Raw genomic sequence first — 17239 nt, forward strand, 5'->3', positions numbered from 1 at the left:
GTCCTTGGTCGATGTGTTTCAGTCGGAGGTCATCGTCAGTTCGGCGACGAGGTCGTAGGCGTCGCTGCGATAAAGGGCGCGCGATATTTCCATGAGGCGGCCGCTTTCGAGATAGGCCATGCGCTGGACGGAAAGTGCGGCAGACCCGGGGGGAACTCCAAGCAGCATCGTTTCCTCATCCGTAAGGTTGCGCGCGGAGATGCGCTGGATGGCGCGGACGGGGCGAATATCGCTTTTCGCAAGCTCCTGATAAAGCGAGTTTTCCACCAGCTGTGGGTCCGGCAGAATATCGCCCGGCAGGCTCGTGACTTCGAGCGCGATCGGCTGGTCGTTGGCAAGGCGCAGTCGCGTCAACCGGGCAACCATGGCGGATTGGGAAAGGCCGAGAGCCATCATCTCGTCACCGGTCGGGTAAAACAGGCCTCTTTCAAGCCAGCGCGTGCTCGCCACCATTCCCCGGCGGCGCATATCCTCTGTAAACGAGGTAAGCTTGGTCAACGGCTGCTGCATACGGGTGATGGGTTTGACGACAAAGGTGCCCGACCCATGCCTGCGGACGAGAAGTCCGTCGCGAACGAGATCGTCCACAGCCTTGCGCACCGTGACGCGGCTGACGCAGGCGCTTTCGGCAATATCGCGCTCGGGCGGCAGGGCATCGCCATGTTTGAGGCGGCCGCCATTGATGGCGTCTTCAATCGTCTGACGCAGTTTCAGGTAAAGCGGGCCGCCGCCTCCCGATTGCAGGTCGTCCAGATTAAGCGTTGCCCCGTTCATCCATAACCTCTGTCACAATCGATGTGGCGAATTCCGGCTATACCATATGCGTCACAATCGGCAATACCAAAATAGAACCATTAGTGGATTTTTACGACTAATCGGTGGTTTTTTCGATCATTTGCCGAATAATAAGGCCTCATGCTTGAAATTTCCGCATTAACCAAAAAAAATTTCCGGCAATTGGAATTGCTATAGACGATTGGCATTTTTTTGGTATTGTTTTTGTATCAGTGGCTGACGGCGCTCTATCTCGCGCCTGTCTCCGCTGGGGAAATCGGTCTCCGGTCCTCACTAGGATTTGCGAGATCGAATTTAACTTGACCGTTATGAAAATTAATTTCATCGTGGCGGAAAATTATCGCAGATATCAGGATAACCAGCAAAGAAATGGTTGCTTCTGCGAAAATGAATTACGAATGAACAGGGAACAAAGTTCATGAAGGTGGGAATTATCGGACTCGGATTCCGTCTCGGTTATCTGGGCTACGTTTTTCACGAGATCGACAAGGATTTCGAGATCGTCGGTTATGTCGATCCTGCCCCGGCCGGTCTGCCGGGTCTTGAGGAAAAGGGCATTTCGGCTGGCAAGGCCTATGACAGCCCCGAGGCGCTGATTGCCGGCGAGACATTCGACCTTTTGATGATCGGCTCACCGAACCATATGCATCTGGAGCATATCCGCATCGGGCTTGAAGCCGGTTGCACCATTTTCTCGGAAAAACCCATCGTCGTCAGCATCGAGGAAAGCCTCGAACTCGCCCGGTTGCTCAACAAGCATGGACATGAGCGGCTGCTGGTCGGTCTGGTCCTGCGTTACTCGCCGCTTTACCGCGATCTGCGCGCCGCGCAGGCCGAAGGCAAGCTGGGTGACGTCGTCTCCATCGAGGCTTCGGAACATATCCCGCCCTATCATGGCGCGTTCTTCATGCGCGACTGGCGGCGTTACGAGAACTATTCCGGCTCCTTCATGCTGGAAAAATGCTGCCACGACCTCGATCTCTATAACGGCGTGGTGGGTGCCCGGCCGCGTTTCGTGTCGAGCTTTGGCGGGCGCAAGAGCTTCACGCCTGCAAATGCTCCGCAAAATGACGGCATCAACGACATGGAAGTCTACCATCGCAAGCCGAGCGGCTGGATGGGTTCCGACAAGGTTTTCGACAGCGACGGTGATATCATCGACTACCAGACCGCGATCGTCGAATATGAAAACGGCGCATCGCTCGCCTTCCATACCAATCTGAACGTTCCCGACGATTTCCGCCGTTTCTGCGTCATCGGCGCCAAGGGCATGGCCGAGGGCGATTTCGTGCGCGGCTTCCTGAACGTGCACAATGCCCGCACCAACGAAAAGACCGTTGCCAAGACCTATTCGGCGGCAACCGTGCTCTCCCAGCATTATGGCGCGGATGAGCAGATGGCCGAGGACGTGATCAACCATGTCGTCAAGGGGACGCCCCTGCCGGTTTCCGCGCTCGATGCGATCGAGGCCGGTATTCTGGCGCTCGCCATGGACGAGGCGCGCCATGGCCGCAAGGTGGTCGATCTCAAGCCGGTGTGGGAGGAATATGATATGGCACTCCACGGGCAGTTGAAGTCGCCCGCCGTGAAATCGGCTTAAGGGGGCGCTGCGATGGATGCGAAACGCAGCGCGGTCATCTTTGCCTGGCTTCTTCTTTTGCCGGCGCTTTTATACATCACTGTTATTGTTGCTTATCCGCTCGTCGATACCTTCATCCTGTCCTTCACGGACGCGTCGTTGAAAAAGACGACGAACTGGGTGGGTTTCATCAATTACGAGAAGATCTTCAACGAGACTTTCGCCGGGGTCATCACGCGGACCTTTATCTGGACCTTCTTTTCCGTCTCGATAAAGATGATCATCGGCACCTTCGGTGCGGTGTTGCTGAATTCGGCCGTTCCCGGTCGGGCCCTGTTTCGCATCCTGACGATGCCGCCATGGATCGTGCCGATGGCTATCGGCATCTTCATGTGGGGCTGGATGTATAACGGCCAGTTCGGCATGATTTCCGGTGTTCTCCAGAATCTTGGCCTGGTGGACGGTCCAGTCGCCTTCCTCGCCTATGGCAGCACGGCTTTCTGGGCGACTATCATCACCGACGTATGGATCGGCGTGCCGATGGTGACGCTTTATCTGCTGGCGGCAATTCAGGCCATTCCGCAGGATCTTTACGAGGCAGCCTGGACCGACGGCGCCAGCCGCACCTACCGCTTCCGCCGCATCACGTTGCCGCTGATGCTGCCGGCCATGATTACCATGTCGATGATCTCGCTGATTTCGACCTTCAATTCCTTCGACATCATCTGGATCCTGACACAGGGCGGACCGACGGGCCAGACGACGACCATGATCATCGACACCTACAAGACGGCGATCGGTTCCTACAAATACGGTGAGGGCGCGGCGCGTGCAGTGCTGATCTGCATCTTCCTGTCCATATTCACCTACTTCTACTTCCGCATCACCAGCCGTATCTCGCAGGAGACCAGCCGATGACCGACAAAAATGCGATGATCAACCGTTACAGATGGTATGAGATCGTCGGGATTTATTGCGGCATCGCCGTATTCCTGACCTTCGTGCTGGCGCCGTTTGTCGAAGGGTTTCTGGTTTCGCTGAAACCGCTCAGCCTGCTTTTTTCGTCACCGTATAAGTTTTGGCCAGAAAACGGCTCCTTCGAAGCTTACCGGACCATGTGGGTCAGCGTTCCCGGCTTTGCCCGCTACGTCTTCAACTCTTTCTTCATCTCGACAATATCGACCATCATCGTTCTGCTTCTGGTGGTGCCGGCGTCCTATGCTTTCGCGCGGTTCCAGTTTCGCGGTCGCGGGCAATTGCTCGGCGCGTTTCTGGCGATCAACATGTTCTCCGGTGCGGTGCTTCTGATCCCGCTTTACCGGCTGATGCGCAATATGGGCGTGCTGAACACCTATCTGGCGATGATCATTCCCGGCGCCGCCTTTTTGATCCCCACTGCCATCTGGCTTTTGCGGACCTACATGCTGCGTATTCCGCGCGAACTGGAGGAGGCGGCCTATGTGGACGGTGCGAGCTATTTCTATACCTTCCGCCGGGTGATCCTGCCGCTTGCGATGCCTGGCATCGCCGTCGTGTCCATCACCACCTTCATCGGTGCTTATGCGCAGCAGTTCATCTTCGCGCTCACCTTCAATTCCAAGACCGAATATATGCCGCTGCCCATCGGCCTGTTTGCCTATTTCGGTCGTCAGGAAGTCGTCTGGAATGAGTTGATGGCGGCCAGCTTCGTCGGCATTGCGCCGGCCATGGTCGTCATCTTCTTCATGCAACGCTATCTCGTCAGCGGGCTTACCGCAGGCGCGGTGAAATAATCAACAATAGGAACGACCACCAGAAAACGGGAGACTATCTATGGCACTGAAACATTACGGATTGGCGCTTTGCGCCTTCGCATTTGCCGGTTCCACTGCCCTTGGCACGGTGGCGGCACACGCCGCCGACAAGGAGATCAGCTGGATCTATTGCGGCGACAAGATGGACCCCATCCATGAAAAATACATCAAGGAATGGGAAGGCAAGAATGCCGGCTGGAAGGTCGTTCCTGAAGTCGTCGGCTGGGCGCAGTGCCAGGACAAGGCAACCACGCTCGCTGCCGCCGGCACTCCGGTCGCCATGGCCTATGTCGGTTCGCGCACGCTGAAGCAGTTCGCACAGAACGACCTCATCGTTCCGGTGCCGATGACCGAAGACGAAAAGAAGACCTATTACCCTAACATCGTCGACACGGTTACCTTCGAGGATACGCAGTGGGGCGTGCCCGTCGCCTTCTCGACCAAGGCGCTCTATTGGAACAAGGACCTCTTCAAGCAGGCCGGTCTCGATCCGGAAGTGCCGCCGAAGACCTGGGCTGAAGAGATCGCCTTTGCCAAGCAGATCAAGGAAAAGACCGGCGTCGCCGGTTATGGCCTGCCCGCCAAGACCTTCGACAACACCATGCACCAGTTCATGCACTGGGTTTACACCAATAACGGCAAGGTCATCGACGGCGACAAGATCACCGTCGACAGCCCGCAGGTTCTTGCAGCTCTGAAGGCCTACAAGGACATCACGCCTTACTCCGTCGAAGGTCCGACGGCCTACGAGCAGAACGAAATCCGCGCCATCTTCCTCGATGGCAAGGTTGGCATGATCCAGGCGGGATCGGGTGCCGCAACTCGCCTGCAGGAAACCAAGATCAACTGGGGTATCGCAACCCTGCCGCTCGGCCCTGAAGCCAAGGGTCCCGGCACGCTGCTCATCACCGACAGCCTCGCGATCTTCAAGGGAACCGGTGTCGAAGAAAAGGCGACCGAATTCGCCAAGTTCATCACTTCTCCCGGCCCGCAGGGCGAATACGAACTGCAGGGCGGCGCTGGCCTGACCCCGCTTCGTCCGTCGCCGAAGGTTGATGAGTTCATCGCCAAGGACCCCTTCTGGAAGCCGCTGATCGACGGTATCGCCTATGGCGGTCCCGAGCCGCTCTTCACTGACTACAAGGGCTTCCAGGACACGATGATTGAGATGGTGCAGTCTGTCGTTACCGGCAAGGCGACACCGGAAGATGCCGCAAAGAAGGCCTCTGCCGCTCTCGAGCAGTACAAGTAATCCACTTTTATACGGTTGCGGGCGCAGGTCGCCCGCAACCTCATAATTCGTTGCGAGAATACCCGCCGCTATGACGGCAGGAGCTTCTCGTGTGTTTTAACGGTTCCGATAAGACGCGATTTTTCCGTGTCGCGGAACGTCTCTGAACGCAGCCTGATGTCGGCTGGTGACGGGAGAGGCAAGTTTTGGGTCAGCTTTATCTCAACAACGTCCGCAAGAACTATGGACATTTCGAAGTCATCAAGGGCGTTCAGCTCGACATCAGGGATGGCGAGTTCGTCGTTTTTGTCGGCCCCTCGGGATGCGGTAAATCCACATTGCTGCGCATGATCGCCGGCCTTGAGGATATTTCCGCCGGCGACATCGTCATCAACGGTGTGAAGGTCAATGACTTGCCGCCGGTTAGACGCGGCATCGCCATGGTGTTCCAGTCCTATGCGCTCTATCCGCATATGACAGTTTTTGAAAACATCGCTTTTCCCCTCCGCGTCGAAAAGATGGAAGAGGGCAAGATCAAGGAAAAGGTCGAGGCCGTCGCCAAGATCCTGCAACTCGACCAGCGCCTGCAGCAGCGTCCCGGCATGTTGTCCGGCGGCCAGCGCCAGCGTGTAGCGATCGGCCGCGCCATCGTTCGCGAGCCGAAGATATTCCTGTTCGATGAGCCGCTTTCCAACCTTGACGCCGCACTTCGCGCCGACATGCGTATCGAGCTCACCAATCTGCATCGGACGCTGAAGGCGACGATGATCTACGTGACGCATGACCAGGTGGAAGCCATGACCATGGCCGACCGCATCGTGGTGCTGAATGCGGGCGAAATCTCCCAAGTCGGGGCGCCGCTGGAACTTTACCACAAGCCCGCAAACCTGTTCGTCGCCGGTTTCATCGGCAATCCGAAAATGAATTTCCTGAAGGTCACCTGCAAATCCGTCAGCGCCGATGGTGTGACCGTGGAGTATGAGGGCCAGACAATCACCGTGCCGGTGGAGCCGCGCGCCGGTCTTGAAGGAACGCAACTGACGCTCGGCATTCGCCCGGAACACACCGGTCTCGAAACGGCCGACCTGAATATCAAGGTCGCGCCCAGCGTTATCGAGCGGCTGGGTGTGAATACGATCGCTTATGGCGTCGCGCCCACGGGTGAAAATTATTGCGCGCTTCTTTCCGGTTCTGCGCCTGTTGTCGTCGATGAAACCATCGTCACCGGTATTAAGGCGTCGGATTGCCATCTGTTTGATGAAAGCGGCACATCGCTCGAACGGCGTGTCGATCTTTCTGTCCTCAAACTGATACAATAAAGGGCGGGAACCGGGCCATGAAATCTGTCTCGCCATGCCCGGTTTTCTGCGACGCTATCGTTTTTCAGCGGCCTTCGTCCTCCAGACGAAAAAGCAACGCCGGGCTTTCGGCCCGGCGTTCAAATCGGTCTGGCAGGTCCGCTGGATCACGGCATGGGATTGGGCATGTATCCGGTGAAACCGCTGATTTTCCAGCGGCCCTCATGCAGTCGGCAATAATAGAGCGTCTGCCATTTCATGACGTCGAAGCTGCCGTCGGCCTTGCGAAGCCCGCCGTCGAACTTCTTGCGAACCAGCGCGGTCTCACCTTCCACTTCGATTTCTTCCAGCGTGGTGGTGGTGAAGATCGCATTGCGCGGGTCTTCAGCGAATTGCTGGGTCTGGAAATCCTGCGCCTGTCGCAGCCATTCGTCGCGATAGGCGTCAAGCGAGGGGAAGGACAGGCGCCAGTTGTCCGGGTTTGCATCCCGGTTGGCGTTGATGCCGAGAAAGCCGTCCTTTACGAAATCATCCGCGACTTTCGACCAGTCGGCAGTGAGGAAGGCGTCGATATCCCGCGTTACCAGCATGTCCCAGATGGAGTGGCGGGCGACGTCTGTCTCGGGAAAAGGGTTTTTGAATGGGTCGCGCATGATTCAGGTCCGTTGTTGAAATTATTTTCAAGATTTGGATATTTCTCTGGCGAATATTGTTGGCATATGCTCATCTCGCAATCAACAGAGAAAATAATTTTCAAATCAAAGGTGTCCGGCGTGTCGTCAACGGGGCGAAACATGGTCGATTCATGGGTGTGTACGGTTGACGGGCGTCTCGGATTAGGGTGCATCGGAAACGGGGCCAAGCCTTAAGTTTTGGCGGAACGGAGACCGGTGAGCATGGATATTTTCGCAAAGATTCAAGACGACAGGGGACAGTTCTCGCAATCGGAGCGGCGGATCGCCGATATCCTGGTTTCGGACTTCGAGTTTGCGGTCAATGCATCGATCATCGAGCTTGCCGCCCGCGCCGAGGTTTCCCCGCCAACTGTGACGCGGTTCTGCCGCCGTCTGGGTTGCCAGAGCTTTTCGGATTTCAAGGTCAGCCTTGCCAAGACCGCTTATGTCGGCATCCGCTACCTCACCTCGGAACCGACCAGCACGGGCCCGTCGGACGTCGCCGAGGAAGTGCTTGCCAAGGCGCAGGAGGCGCTTTTCCTGCTGCACAAGACGCTCGATCCCGCCCTAGCCGACGAAGCGGCCGTCCGGATTGCCAATAGCGGCATGATCTACGCGTTTGGAGCCGGTGGTAATTCCTCGATGATCGCCTCGGAAATTCAGAACCGGCTGTTTCGCCTTGGCCTGCGCGTTTCGACCAGCGCCGATCACAGCATGCAATTGATGATGACTGCCGCTGCGCGGAAGGAAGACGTCATCATCGGATCCTCCTTTTCCGGCCGCAACATGGAATTGGTGAAGTGCTTCAGGCTGGCGCGGGAAATGGGGGTTACCACCATCGCGCTGACCCAGAGCGATACGCCCGTCGCCTTGGCCGCCGATATGGTGGTGGCCGTCAACGTGCCTGAGGGAAACAATATCTTCCGCCCAACATCATCGCGTTATGCCTATCTGGCGGCGGTTGATGTTCTGGCGACGCTAGCTGCCTATCACCACCGGCAGCGGTCGATGGTGACCCTGCGGCACATCAAGCAGCAGCTTGTGGAGCATCGTGATCCGGACGACCGGCAATTGCTGGGTGACTAGAGCATTTCCAGTGAGCCGCGTAGCGGTTTCACGCCCGGAAAATGCATAAAAACAAAGATGTAGAGCGGCTTGACCTCAAAACCCGCTCTGGAAAGCTTCGAAGGAGTAGCATGACATGCAGGACAGGAAAGACCAGGTCGCCGTCGTAACGGGCGCGGCGGGCGACATCGGCCGGGCAATTGCCGCGGCGCTTTCTGAAAGCCACGCGAAGGTGGTGTTGGTGGATATCGATCCCGACGCCCTTTCCAATGCGCTTTCCCTGCTTTCCGGTTCCGCCTTCGTTTCGAAAACCTGCGACGTCACCGATCCGAAGGATCTTGCAAGGCTGGCCTTGGAGGTTGCGGAGCTGGGTGATGTCGCGACCCTCGTCAACAATGCTGGTGCTGCAAGGGCCGTCAGCCTGCACGACACGACCGCAGAGATATGGCGCAAGGACAATGCCCTTAACTTGGAAGCACCGTTTCTCTGCTTCAGGGCTTTCGAGGACGCGCTTAAGCGCACGCAAGGGTCTGTCATCAATATCACCTCCGTCAACGGCATGGCTGTGTTCGGCCATCCCGCCTATAGCGCAGCAAAGGCAGGCTTGATCCATCTGACGAAGCTGATCGCTGTCGAATATGGAAAATTCGGCATTCGTTCCAATGCTGTTGCTCCAGGAACCGTGCGCACGCAGGCTTGGGAAGCGCGGGCGGCAGTCAACCCTCAGGTCTTCGAGGAAGCGAAGCACTGGTATCCGTTGCAGCGCATCGTGAGGCCTGAGGATGTCGCCAACGCCGTCGCTTTTCTAGTCGGGCCACAGGCAGCGGCCATCAGCGGCGTATGCCTGCCGGTGGATTGCGGCCTGACGGCAGGGCAGGCGCCGCTCGCCCGCACTTTCTCACAATCCGAACACTACTGACCGAAGTCCTCTCGGGCTTGAAGCACAATAAAGGGGAGCATCATGGCGCTCGCACAATTTCGTCTCGAAAACTCATGGCATCCGCTCGAAGATTCCGCATCGGGTGGCTTCACCTTCACCCTGTTCAATCTTTCCAGCGAGCCGGTGAAGGATTTCCGGATCGTCTATACGTCGCTGACGCGGACTATCGACAAGCCCGTCTGCGGCAATGCCGTCTATCTGCGCCGCAATGCCAATTTCCATGAATTTGCGCCGCCAACGGGTTTCGTGCTCGAAGCCGGGAAATCGTGGCGTTTTACCGTTGACGGCCTGCTCAGGCCTGCCCGCCATCGCACAGACGGTGCGAAATCCGCCTATATCAGCCTTGCCGACGGCACACATCGCGCGGTTGATGTCGCTGACCTGATGCTTGACGGGCGCCATAGCGAGCCGGCGCCAGCCCTGCTTCCCGAAGGAAAGCTCGATCTGCCCTTCGCCATCCAGCCCTGGCCTGCGGAAATCGATGCCGCGCCGGGCGAAGACTTCCCCGTCGCACTCTTCCCGACGGAAGAGGCAGGCAAGGAAGAAGTGCTTGCGGTGGAAACTGTTTCGTCGCTGTTCCGCAGGCTTTTTGCCGTTGGTCACGTGCCTTTCAGCCTCGCGCCTGTTCATGAGGGCAAACCGCTTCGTTTCAAGCAACATAGCGGTCTGGAAGCGGAAGGTTATCGCCTGTCTTTCTCTGATGACGCCGTCGTCGTGGAATATTCGGCCGCTGCAGGTCTGCAATACGGCCTGACTGTGCTCGCGCAATTGCTGCACGGCGCGCGCACCGATACCAAATTCCGTTTCCCGGTTTCAGGCACCATCGCTGATGCGCCGCGTTACAGCTGGCGCGGTTGCCATCTGGATGTCTCGCGACAATTCTATCCGACCGGTGATGTCGTGCGGCTGATCGACATTCTTGCATGGCTGCGCATGAACCGGTTCCATTGGCACCTGACGGATGACGAGGCTTGGCGTCTCGAAATCAAGGCTTACCCGCTGCTGACGACAGTCGGCGCGACGCGCGGCCCGGATGCGCCGCTTCTGCCGCAGCTCGGCAATGGGGCTGAGCCGGTTTCCGGTTATTACACGCAGGATGATGTTCGCATGGTCGTCGCGCATGCGGCGGCACTGAACATCGAAATCGTGCCGGAGGTCGATATTCCCGGCCACAGCACGGCGACTCTCGTTGCCTATCCGGAGCTGACGGATGGGCAGGAAGCGCCGGACAGCTATCGCTCCGTACAGGGCTATCCCAACAATGCGCTCAATCCCGCCATCGAGCCGACCTATGAATTCCTTGGCAAGATATTCGACGAGATGGTGGAGCTTTTCCCCTCGCGGCTGATCCATATCGGCGGCGACGAGGTAGCAGATGGCTCCTGGCTTGCCTCGCCGCTTGCCAAGTCGTTGATGGAAAAGGAAGGCCTCGACGGCACCTTCGGTATCCAGTCCTATTTCATGAAACGTATTCAGGGGATGCTGCATGAGCGCGGCCGCCAGCTTGCCGGCTGGGACGAAGTTTCGCACGGCGGCGGTGTCGATCCCTCGGGAACATTGCTGATGGCCTGGCAGAAGCCGGAAGTTGGCCTGGAGCTTGCAAAGCAGGGCTATGACGTCGTGATGACGCCGGGACAGGCCTATTATCTCGACATGGTGCAGGATGAAGCCTGGCAGGAGCCGGGCGCAAGCTGGGCCGGCACCGTTCCGCCGTCGCATACATATGCTTACGAGGCAGTGGGTGAGTTCCCCGAGGAATTGAAGGAGCGAATGAAAGGCGTTCAGGCCTGCATCTGGTCCGAGCATTTCCTCAATCGCGCCTATTTCAACCATCTGGTTTTCCCGAGACTGCCCGCCATTGCCGAGGCGGCGTGGACGCCGAAAGCGCAGAAGGACTGGCTGCGTTTCTCCGCCATCGTCCGCTTGAGCCCGGTCTATTGAGAGGAAGGCGAGATGCGTATTGCCGTTGGTGGAATTCATACCGAATGCAGCACCTATTCGCCGGTGCTGATGCGTCAGGAAGATTTTCGCGTCTTTCGCGGGACGGAGTTGCTGGAAGCCGAATATTTCAATTTCCTCGGCGAAGGCGGGGCGGAGGTGTTGCCGCTTCTGCATGCGCGGGCAGTGCCGGGTGGTCCCGTGTCGCGCGCGGCCTATGATGCGTTCAAGCAGGAATTCTTGGAGCGTCTCAAGGCTTGCCTGCCGCTCGACGGGCTTTATCTCGCCATGCATGGCGCGATGAATGTCGATGGAATGGACGATGCGGAAGGGGACTGGATTTCCAGCGCCCGCGCCGTAGTCGGACCGGATGTGATCATTTCCGCCAGCTACGACCTGCACGGCAATGTCAGCCAGTCGATCATCGACCAATTGGATATTTTCGCCGGCTACCGAACTGCGCCGCATATCGATGTGCGCGAGACGATGGTGCGGGCGTGGACGATGCTCATCAAGGCTCTAAAAACGGGCGAGAAGCCCGGTGTGGCATGGGCGAAAATCCCCGTTCTCCTGCCGGGTGAAAAAACCTCCACGGAAGATGAACCGGCCAAAAGCCTCTATGCCGTCTTGCCGGACTACGACGCGCGGCCCGGCATTTGGGATGCGAATTTCATGATCGGCTACGTCTGGGCCGATGAACCAAGGGCGACGGCCTGCGCTGTCGTGACCGGGACGGACAGGGAGGCCGCGCAGGCGGTCGCCTCGGAGATTGCGCAATCCTACTGGAATGCCCGACAGGATTTCCGTTTCGGTCCCGTGACCGAACCGCTCGAGGTCATCATGGATATTGCGGAAAAAACAACAACCGGGCCGATCATTCTGGCGGATTCCGGCGACAATCCGACCGGCGGCGGGGTGGGCGATCGCGCCGATGTTCTGGCGGCGTTGATTGCGCGCAATTGGCAGGGCGCGTTGATCGGCGGCATCACCGACAGGCCGGCGGTCGAGGCCTGTTTTGCGGCGGGCGAGGGCGCGGCGCTTTCCCTGAAGATCGGCGGCAGTCTCGATCCCGAAAGCCCTTCCATCACTGTCGAAGCCAAGGTCCTGAAACTGGACGATCCAGGTGCTTCCGATCAGCGGCAGGCGGTAGTCGTGATGGATGGCATTACCGTCATTCTGGCTGCAAGGCGCAGGCCCTATCACATGATCGCGGATTTCACCCGTCTGGGCTTCGATCCGAAGGCGGTAAGGCTGCTGGTCGTCAAGTCAGGTTATCTTTCGCCGGAGCTTGCGCCCATCGCCAATCCCAATCTCATGGCGTTGACGGAGGGGGTTATCAATCAGGATATCGAAAACCTCCCCAATCGCCGCCGGGATGGCGATTTTTACCCATGGAAACCGCATTTCAACTATATCCCGAAACCCATCCTTTCGGCCCGCTGGCGATGACAGCGGTTCGATAGCATTTCATTCAGCGATCCGGCCGTGCCGGATCATCTCAGGCGAACCTTCATGCCGTCGGCTCTTTCCATCGTTTTCAACAATCCGTCGATCCGCATCGGGGCGCTCGCCATCCTGTTCTTCGGATTTTCGAATGCCGCCACCGCCCCCTATCAGGCGGTGATCGGCATTCGCGAAATCGGGCTCAGCAACACCGTCTATTCCCTGCTGATGCTGTTTGCCGCCATCATCAATGTCAGCGCCAGCGTGCTGATGGGCATCGTTGCAGACCGGCTCGGCGAATATCGCAAACCCATGTTGCTGATCGCGCTTTTCGGCGTCAGCGGCTATCTGCTGGTTTATCTCGTTGGTAATGCCACCGCCTTCGTGACTGCAAAGCTGCTGCTCCTGCCGATTTTCGGGGCGATGAACTCTCTGATTTTCGCGCATGTGCGCGCCGATGCCCGCAATCTTTCGACGGGCGACATGATTGCCGTGAATTCGATCATGCGGGCCACCATCTCGCTGTCCTGGGTGCTGGTGCCTGGTATCGTCGGTATTTTTCTGGTGAATTCCGGCAATATGCTGCTGGCTTTCCTGTTCTCAGGCATCTGCGCGCTTATCTGCTTTCTGCTTGTGGCCTTTTGCCTGCCGCGCACGGCCACTCCGGCATCGGTGAACACGCAGGCACGCTTCGGTGTCCGCGCTTCACTTGCGGAAATCGGGGAGCGACGGGTGCTGCTGCGGATCATCGCCATCGCGCTCATCTGCTCGATGCTGCATCTCAATGATTCCATCCGCTCGCTCATCATAACGGGTCAGGCAAAGGGAACGGTCGCGGATATCGGTATCGTCGCTGGCATCGTTGCCGCGCTGGAAATCGTCTTCATTCTGCTGTGGGGCTGGATCGAAAAGAAGGTGCCGCAAACGCTGACCCTTGCGGCGGGAGCGGGGCTTTATGCCATCTACCTCATCCTGCAGGGGCTCGCGACGGCACCTTGGCATATCTATGCGCAGACCATGATCAGCGCGCTCGGCGCAGCCGCCATTATCAGTATCCCGATCACCTATCTGCAGGAACTGATTGCGGATCGGCCGGGGCTTGGAAGCTCGCTGATTGCCGTCAACATCTTCCTCGGCGCGGGTTTGGGTGCGCTGATTTTTGCCGTCGGCACGCTTGTCACGAGCTATTCAGGCACTTCAATCCTGGGAGCGGTTGTGGGTCTCGGCGGCGTTTACATGCTCTACGCGCTTGATGGGAAGGGCCGCCGCAGGTAGAGCGTCGGACCGAAAAGTGTGGGCGGTTTTCGGATAAGCCGGCGCGAAAACACGGCACATTCAAAAGAAAGAGGTTACGATGATTCTCGAGATTTGCGTGGACGACGTGGCCGGTCTGGAAGCGGCGGTCAGGGGTGGGGCGGACCGAATAGAACTTTGCGCGGCATTGTCCGGTGGCGGTGTGACGCCGTCTGCGGGTTTCATGCACCGGGCGGCGGCCTACGCCCTGCCTGTGAGCGTGATGATCAGGCCGCGCGCCGGGGATTTCGTGTTCACGCGCGACGAAGCCGATGTGATGAAACGCGATATCGATGCGGCGCGCGCGGCGGGGCTTTCCGGCGTGGTGCTCGGTGCCTCGCTTGGCGATGGCTCGCTCGATATTCCCCTGCTCGAAGAGCTGTGCCGCCACGCAGACGGGCTCGATATGACGCTGCACCGGGCGATCGACGTTGTTCCCAACATGGATGAAGCCTTGGAGGCCGCTATCGCGCTGGGTTTCCCGAGAATTCTGACATCCGGGGGGGCGCGTTCGGCGCTTGAGGGCATCGAGACCTTGGCGCGATTATCCGAGCTTGCCGCCGGGCGGATTGTCATCATGCCGGGGGCCGGGGTGCGTCCACCAGTCGTGCAGACATTGCTGGACCGCTTTCCCGTTATGGAGATCCACGCATCCTGTTCCGCCATTCCGTTTTACGATCCGGAAAGCCGGGTGGCGAAACTCGGTTTCACCGGCGCGGGGCGCAAGGGCACGGATGAAGAGGCCGTTCGAGAATTAAAGGCGATCCTCACCGCTCATCAAAAAGGCGGCGTAAAGCTCTAGCCGTTCCTGCGGCGCCATCGAGATCGAGGTGGATCACGTCCGGTCCCGGCAGGGCCAATGCCGCCCTGATGGCATCGGCCATGGATCGCGCAGAGATATCCTTCTCTTCCAGAACCTGTGCCAGTCCCAGCCGCGCCAGCCGTTCGGCGCGGGCGCTCTGTTCCGTTTCGCCATCGGCCGCAAACGGGATCAGAAGCGAGCGGCATTTTGCCTGTAGAATATCGCAGACGGTGTTGTAACCGGCCTGCGAAACTGAAAGCCGCGCGCCGGCAAGCAGGCTTGCGAAATCCTTGCGGAAGCGGAAGATGGACACATTTTCGGGCGCCTGCGCCGAGATCGCATCGAAATCTGCCTGCGGCATGTTGGGGCCGGTTATGAGGCACCAGCTTTTGATCTCTTCCAGCAGAGGCGATGCCTCAAGTGCGGCCCGGATAAGGGCTGCACCAACGGCACCTCCGCCAGCGGAAACGACGATATCGAATTCTTCCGCCGGTTCCGGCGATGGCAGCGGCGCGACGAGGCCGGTATAGACAACGCGCTGGCTGATTTCGCCGGCAAGGGGAAAGGTCTCCTCCAGCCGGACGAAATCCGGATCTCCGTGCACCAACACCGCGTCGAAATGTTTCTTCACCAGCGACACGGTTTCTTCGTCCCGGCCGGGTTTGGTTTTTTCCTGCAGAATATCGCGCAGCGACGTCATGACGAGCGGGCGTGGTTCACTGTCCTCGATCTCGTGCAGAAGCGGCAGCAATTCGAAACGCACCTGCCTGCGGCCGAAGGGGAAGGCCTCTATGATGACGATATCCGGCTTTGCGCCGTGATAAGCGCCGATCAGCATATCCGTTCGCAGCTTCTTGAAGTCGTCATCGACCGGTTTGCAGGAACTATCGACAAGGCCGGAAAAGCTGCCGTCGCTGACGGCGATCGGCGGCAATTCGACATGGCGTATGCCTTCGCCCGGAAAGCCGGGAACCGGGGTGCCACCTGTCACCAGAACGACATCGAAACCATCTGCCTGAAGGGCATTGGCCACGCGGCTGGCGCGAGCGATGTGGCCGATGCCCAGAAGGTGCTGGACGTAGAAGAAAACGGAAGGGCGCTTTTCCGTATCGGTCATGGCGTTTTTTCCCACTCGGTTTCGAACAGCGTCTTCAACTCGGCAATGCTGGTGCGGTTGTCGAAGGCGGTTCGCACACGGTTTTCCGCCGCACTACCCAGACGCTCACGCAATTGTGGATCGGTAATCGCCGTGCGCAGAGCCTCGGCGAAGGCAACCGGATTTTCGGGCTCCGTCAGCAGGCCGTTTTCACCGTCCACGAAGAATTCCGGAATGCCTGATATATTGGTGGAAATGCAGGTCAGCGCCTGGCTGGCGGCCTCGACCAGCACATTGGGAAGACCGTCTCGGTCACCATCGCTGGTGATGCGGCAGGCAAGGGCGAAGAGGTCGGCCTCGCGGTAATTCTCCAGCACCTGTTTCTGGTCCATGGCGCCGGTCCAGACGATCCTGTCGGCGATGCCAAGCTCGTCGGCGAGTTTTTTCAACCCGGCAAGTTCGTCGCCGCCACCGATATGGGTGAAACGCCAATGGATGTCCTGTGGAAGCGAGGCCAAAGCCTGCAACAGAATATCGATGCCCTTTTTCTTGACGGCCCGTCCAACACTCAAAATCCTGACCGGATCATGAGCGTCCGATCCATCTCTTTGCGGACGCGGCGTGTCGAAATGCGGGAAGCGGGTGAGATCAAGACCGTGATAGCTCAAATGCACATTCTGTTTGACGCCGGAAAGGGTGCGAAGATGCTGAAAGCCGCTTGCGGTGCAGGTTACGGCCCAGCGGGCGCTTTCCAGCTTTGCGGCAAGGTCCCGGTCGCTGGAGGTCCAGATATCCTTGGCGTGAGCCGAAATCGTCCAGGGCGTGCCGGTGATAAGATGTGTATAGGCGGCGACCGAGGCGGGTGTGTGGATGAAGTGGACATGCAGCCACCCGGCATCTACAGGCCATTCGTGCGCCAGCACGGCCGCCTGCCCGAAACGGCGGAAGCGGTTGCGGCTGAGATCATGCGGCAGATCGCTGAAAAACCGACGCAGCGCCTTGGTGAAGCCTGGCTTTTTGCGGCAGGCCCATAGGGCCTTCAGCACGCGGATGGGCTCGTCATGCAGATATTCCGGCAGGTAGGTCACGGGTGCGCGGATTTCATCGTGAACGGGGTGGCGTTTTTTATCCGTCGGGCGGCGCATGGACATGAGTTCCAGCTTAAGGCCAGCCTTTTCAAGCCCCAGAAGTTCCTGGGCGATGAAAGTCTCGGACAGGCGCGGATAGCCCTTGAGGAGCACCACGATTTTTTTTGTGTCGGTCACGTTGCGCGTGTCTCTTTTGAAGCGGTG

15 protein-coding genes are annotated in these 17239 nt (G+C 58.5%); 11 read left to right on the forward strand and 4 right to left on the reverse strand.

Features of this window, described 5'->3' with window-relative positions; translation table 11 throughout:
• Positions 1 to 18: 18 nt before the first annotated feature.
• A complete protein-coding gene (locus AC1DCP_RS12775; protein ID WP_065688661.1) occupies positions 19 to 774 on the reverse strand; it encodes a GntR family transcriptional regulator in 756 nt (251 codons plus the stop codon).
• A gap of 439 nt (positions 775 to 1213) precedes the next feature.
• On the opposite strand from AC1DCP_RS12775, the gene AC1DCP_RS12780 reads away from it, so the two are divergent.
• From AC1DCP_RS12780 to AC1DCP_RS12800, 5 genes are all read left to right on the forward strand, one after another.
• Entirely contained in the window at positions 1214 to 2395 is a 1182-nt protein-coding gene (locus tag AC1DCP_RS12780; protein ID WP_476774301.1) for a Gfo/Idh/MocA family protein, read from the forward strand.
• A gap of 12 nt (positions 2396 to 2407) precedes the next feature.
• Entirely contained in the window at positions 2408 to 3292 is an 885-nt protein-coding gene (locus tag AC1DCP_RS12785) for a carbohydrate ABC transporter permease (RefSeq protein WP_003516771.1), read from the forward strand.
• Positions 3289 to 4146 (forward strand): carbohydrate ABC transporter permease, encoded by an 858-nt coding sequence (locus tag AC1DCP_RS12790; RefSeq protein ID WP_003516772.1) that lies wholly within the window; start codon positions 3289 to 3291, stop codon positions 4144 to 4146. Before AC1DCP_RS12785 ends, AC1DCP_RS12790 begins: the two co-directional genes overlap by 4 nt.
• Before the next feature lie 40 nt (positions 4147 to 4186).
• On the forward strand, positions 4187 to 5419 hold the full coding sequence (locus AC1DCP_RS12795; protein WP_003516773.1) for an extracellular solute-binding protein: 1233 nt from the start codon (positions 4187 to 4189) through the stop codon (positions 5417 to 5419).
• Positions 5420 to 5604: 185 nt separating this feature from the next.
• Complete coding sequence (locus AC1DCP_RS12800) at positions 5605 to 6717, forward strand: ABC transporter ATP-binding protein (RefSeq protein WP_003516776.1); 1113 nt, start codon at positions 5605 to 5607, stop codon at positions 6715 to 6717.
• Between the two features lie 146 nt (positions 6718 to 6863).
• On the opposite strand, the gene AC1DCP_RS12805 is transcribed toward AC1DCP_RS12800, so the two are convergent.
• The gene (locus tag AC1DCP_RS12805; RefSeq protein ID WP_013636865.1) at positions 6864 to 7349 is read right to left on the reverse strand and encodes a hypothetical protein; all 486 of its coding nucleotides are present in this window, start codon (positions 7347 to 7349) and stop codon (positions 6864 to 6866) included.
• A 243-nt stretch (positions 7350 to 7592) separates the two neighbouring features.
• Here AC1DCP_RS12805 and AC1DCP_RS12810 point away from each other — a divergent pair, with 243 nt between their 5' ends.
• From AC1DCP_RS12810 to AC1DCP_RS12835, 6 genes are all read left to right on the forward strand, one after another.
• The gene (locus tag AC1DCP_RS12810; protein ID WP_003516783.1) at positions 7593 to 8456 is read left to right on the forward strand and encodes a MurR/RpiR family transcriptional regulator; all 864 of its coding nucleotides are present in this window, start codon (positions 7593 to 7595) and stop codon (positions 8454 to 8456) included.
• A gap of 115 nt (positions 8457 to 8571) precedes the next feature.
• On the forward strand, positions 8572 to 9354 hold the full coding sequence (locus AC1DCP_RS12815; protein WP_112153239.1) for an SDR family oxidoreductase: 783 nt from the start codon (positions 8572 to 8574) through the stop codon (positions 9352 to 9354).
• Between the two features lie 42 nt (positions 9355 to 9396).
• Positions 9397 to 11316 (forward strand): beta-N-acetylhexosaminidase, encoded by a 1920-nt coding sequence (locus tag AC1DCP_RS12820; RefSeq protein ID WP_065688659.1) that lies wholly within the window; start codon positions 9397 to 9399, stop codon positions 11314 to 11316.
• 12 nt (positions 11317 to 11328) lie between these two features.
• Positions 11329 to 12762, forward strand: a complete 1434-nt coding sequence (locus AC1DCP_RS12825) for a M81 family metallopeptidase (protein WP_065688658.1) — start codon at positions 11329 to 11331, stop codon at positions 12760 to 12762.
• Positions 12763 to 12825: 63 nt separating this feature from the next.
• The gene (locus tag AC1DCP_RS12830) at positions 12826 to 14031 is read left to right on the forward strand and encodes an MFS transporter (protein ID WP_065688657.1); all 1206 of its coding nucleotides are present in this window, start codon (positions 12826 to 12828) and stop codon (positions 14029 to 14031) included.
• 79 nt (positions 14032 to 14110) lie between these two features.
• Positions 14111 to 14851 (forward strand): copper homeostasis protein CutC, encoded by a 741-nt coding sequence (locus tag AC1DCP_RS12835; protein ID WP_065659914.1) that lies wholly within the window; start codon positions 14111 to 14113, stop codon positions 14849 to 14851.
• Here AC1DCP_RS12835 and AC1DCP_RS12840 read toward each other — a convergent pair.
• Together AC1DCP_RS12840 and AC1DCP_RS12845 are read right to left on the reverse strand one after the other, a co-directional pair.
• Positions 14817 to 15968 (reverse strand): glycosyltransferase family protein, encoded by a 1152-nt coding sequence (locus AC1DCP_RS12840; protein WP_112153238.1) that lies wholly within the window; start codon positions 15966 to 15968, stop codon positions 14817 to 14819. The two genes, AC1DCP_RS12835 and AC1DCP_RS12840, sit on opposite strands and share 35 nt — an antisense overlap.
• On the reverse strand, positions 15965 to 17212 hold the full coding sequence (locus tag AC1DCP_RS12845; RefSeq protein WP_013636859.1) for a glycosyltransferase family 4 protein: 1248 nt from the start codon (positions 17210 to 17212) through the stop codon (positions 15965 to 15967). The genes AC1DCP_RS12840 and AC1DCP_RS12845 overlap by 4 nt, the downstream gene beginning before the upstream one ends.
• Positions 17213 to 17239: the final 27 nt, after the last annotated feature.

The organism is Agrobacterium sp. 10T429 (genome assembly GCF_056393925.1).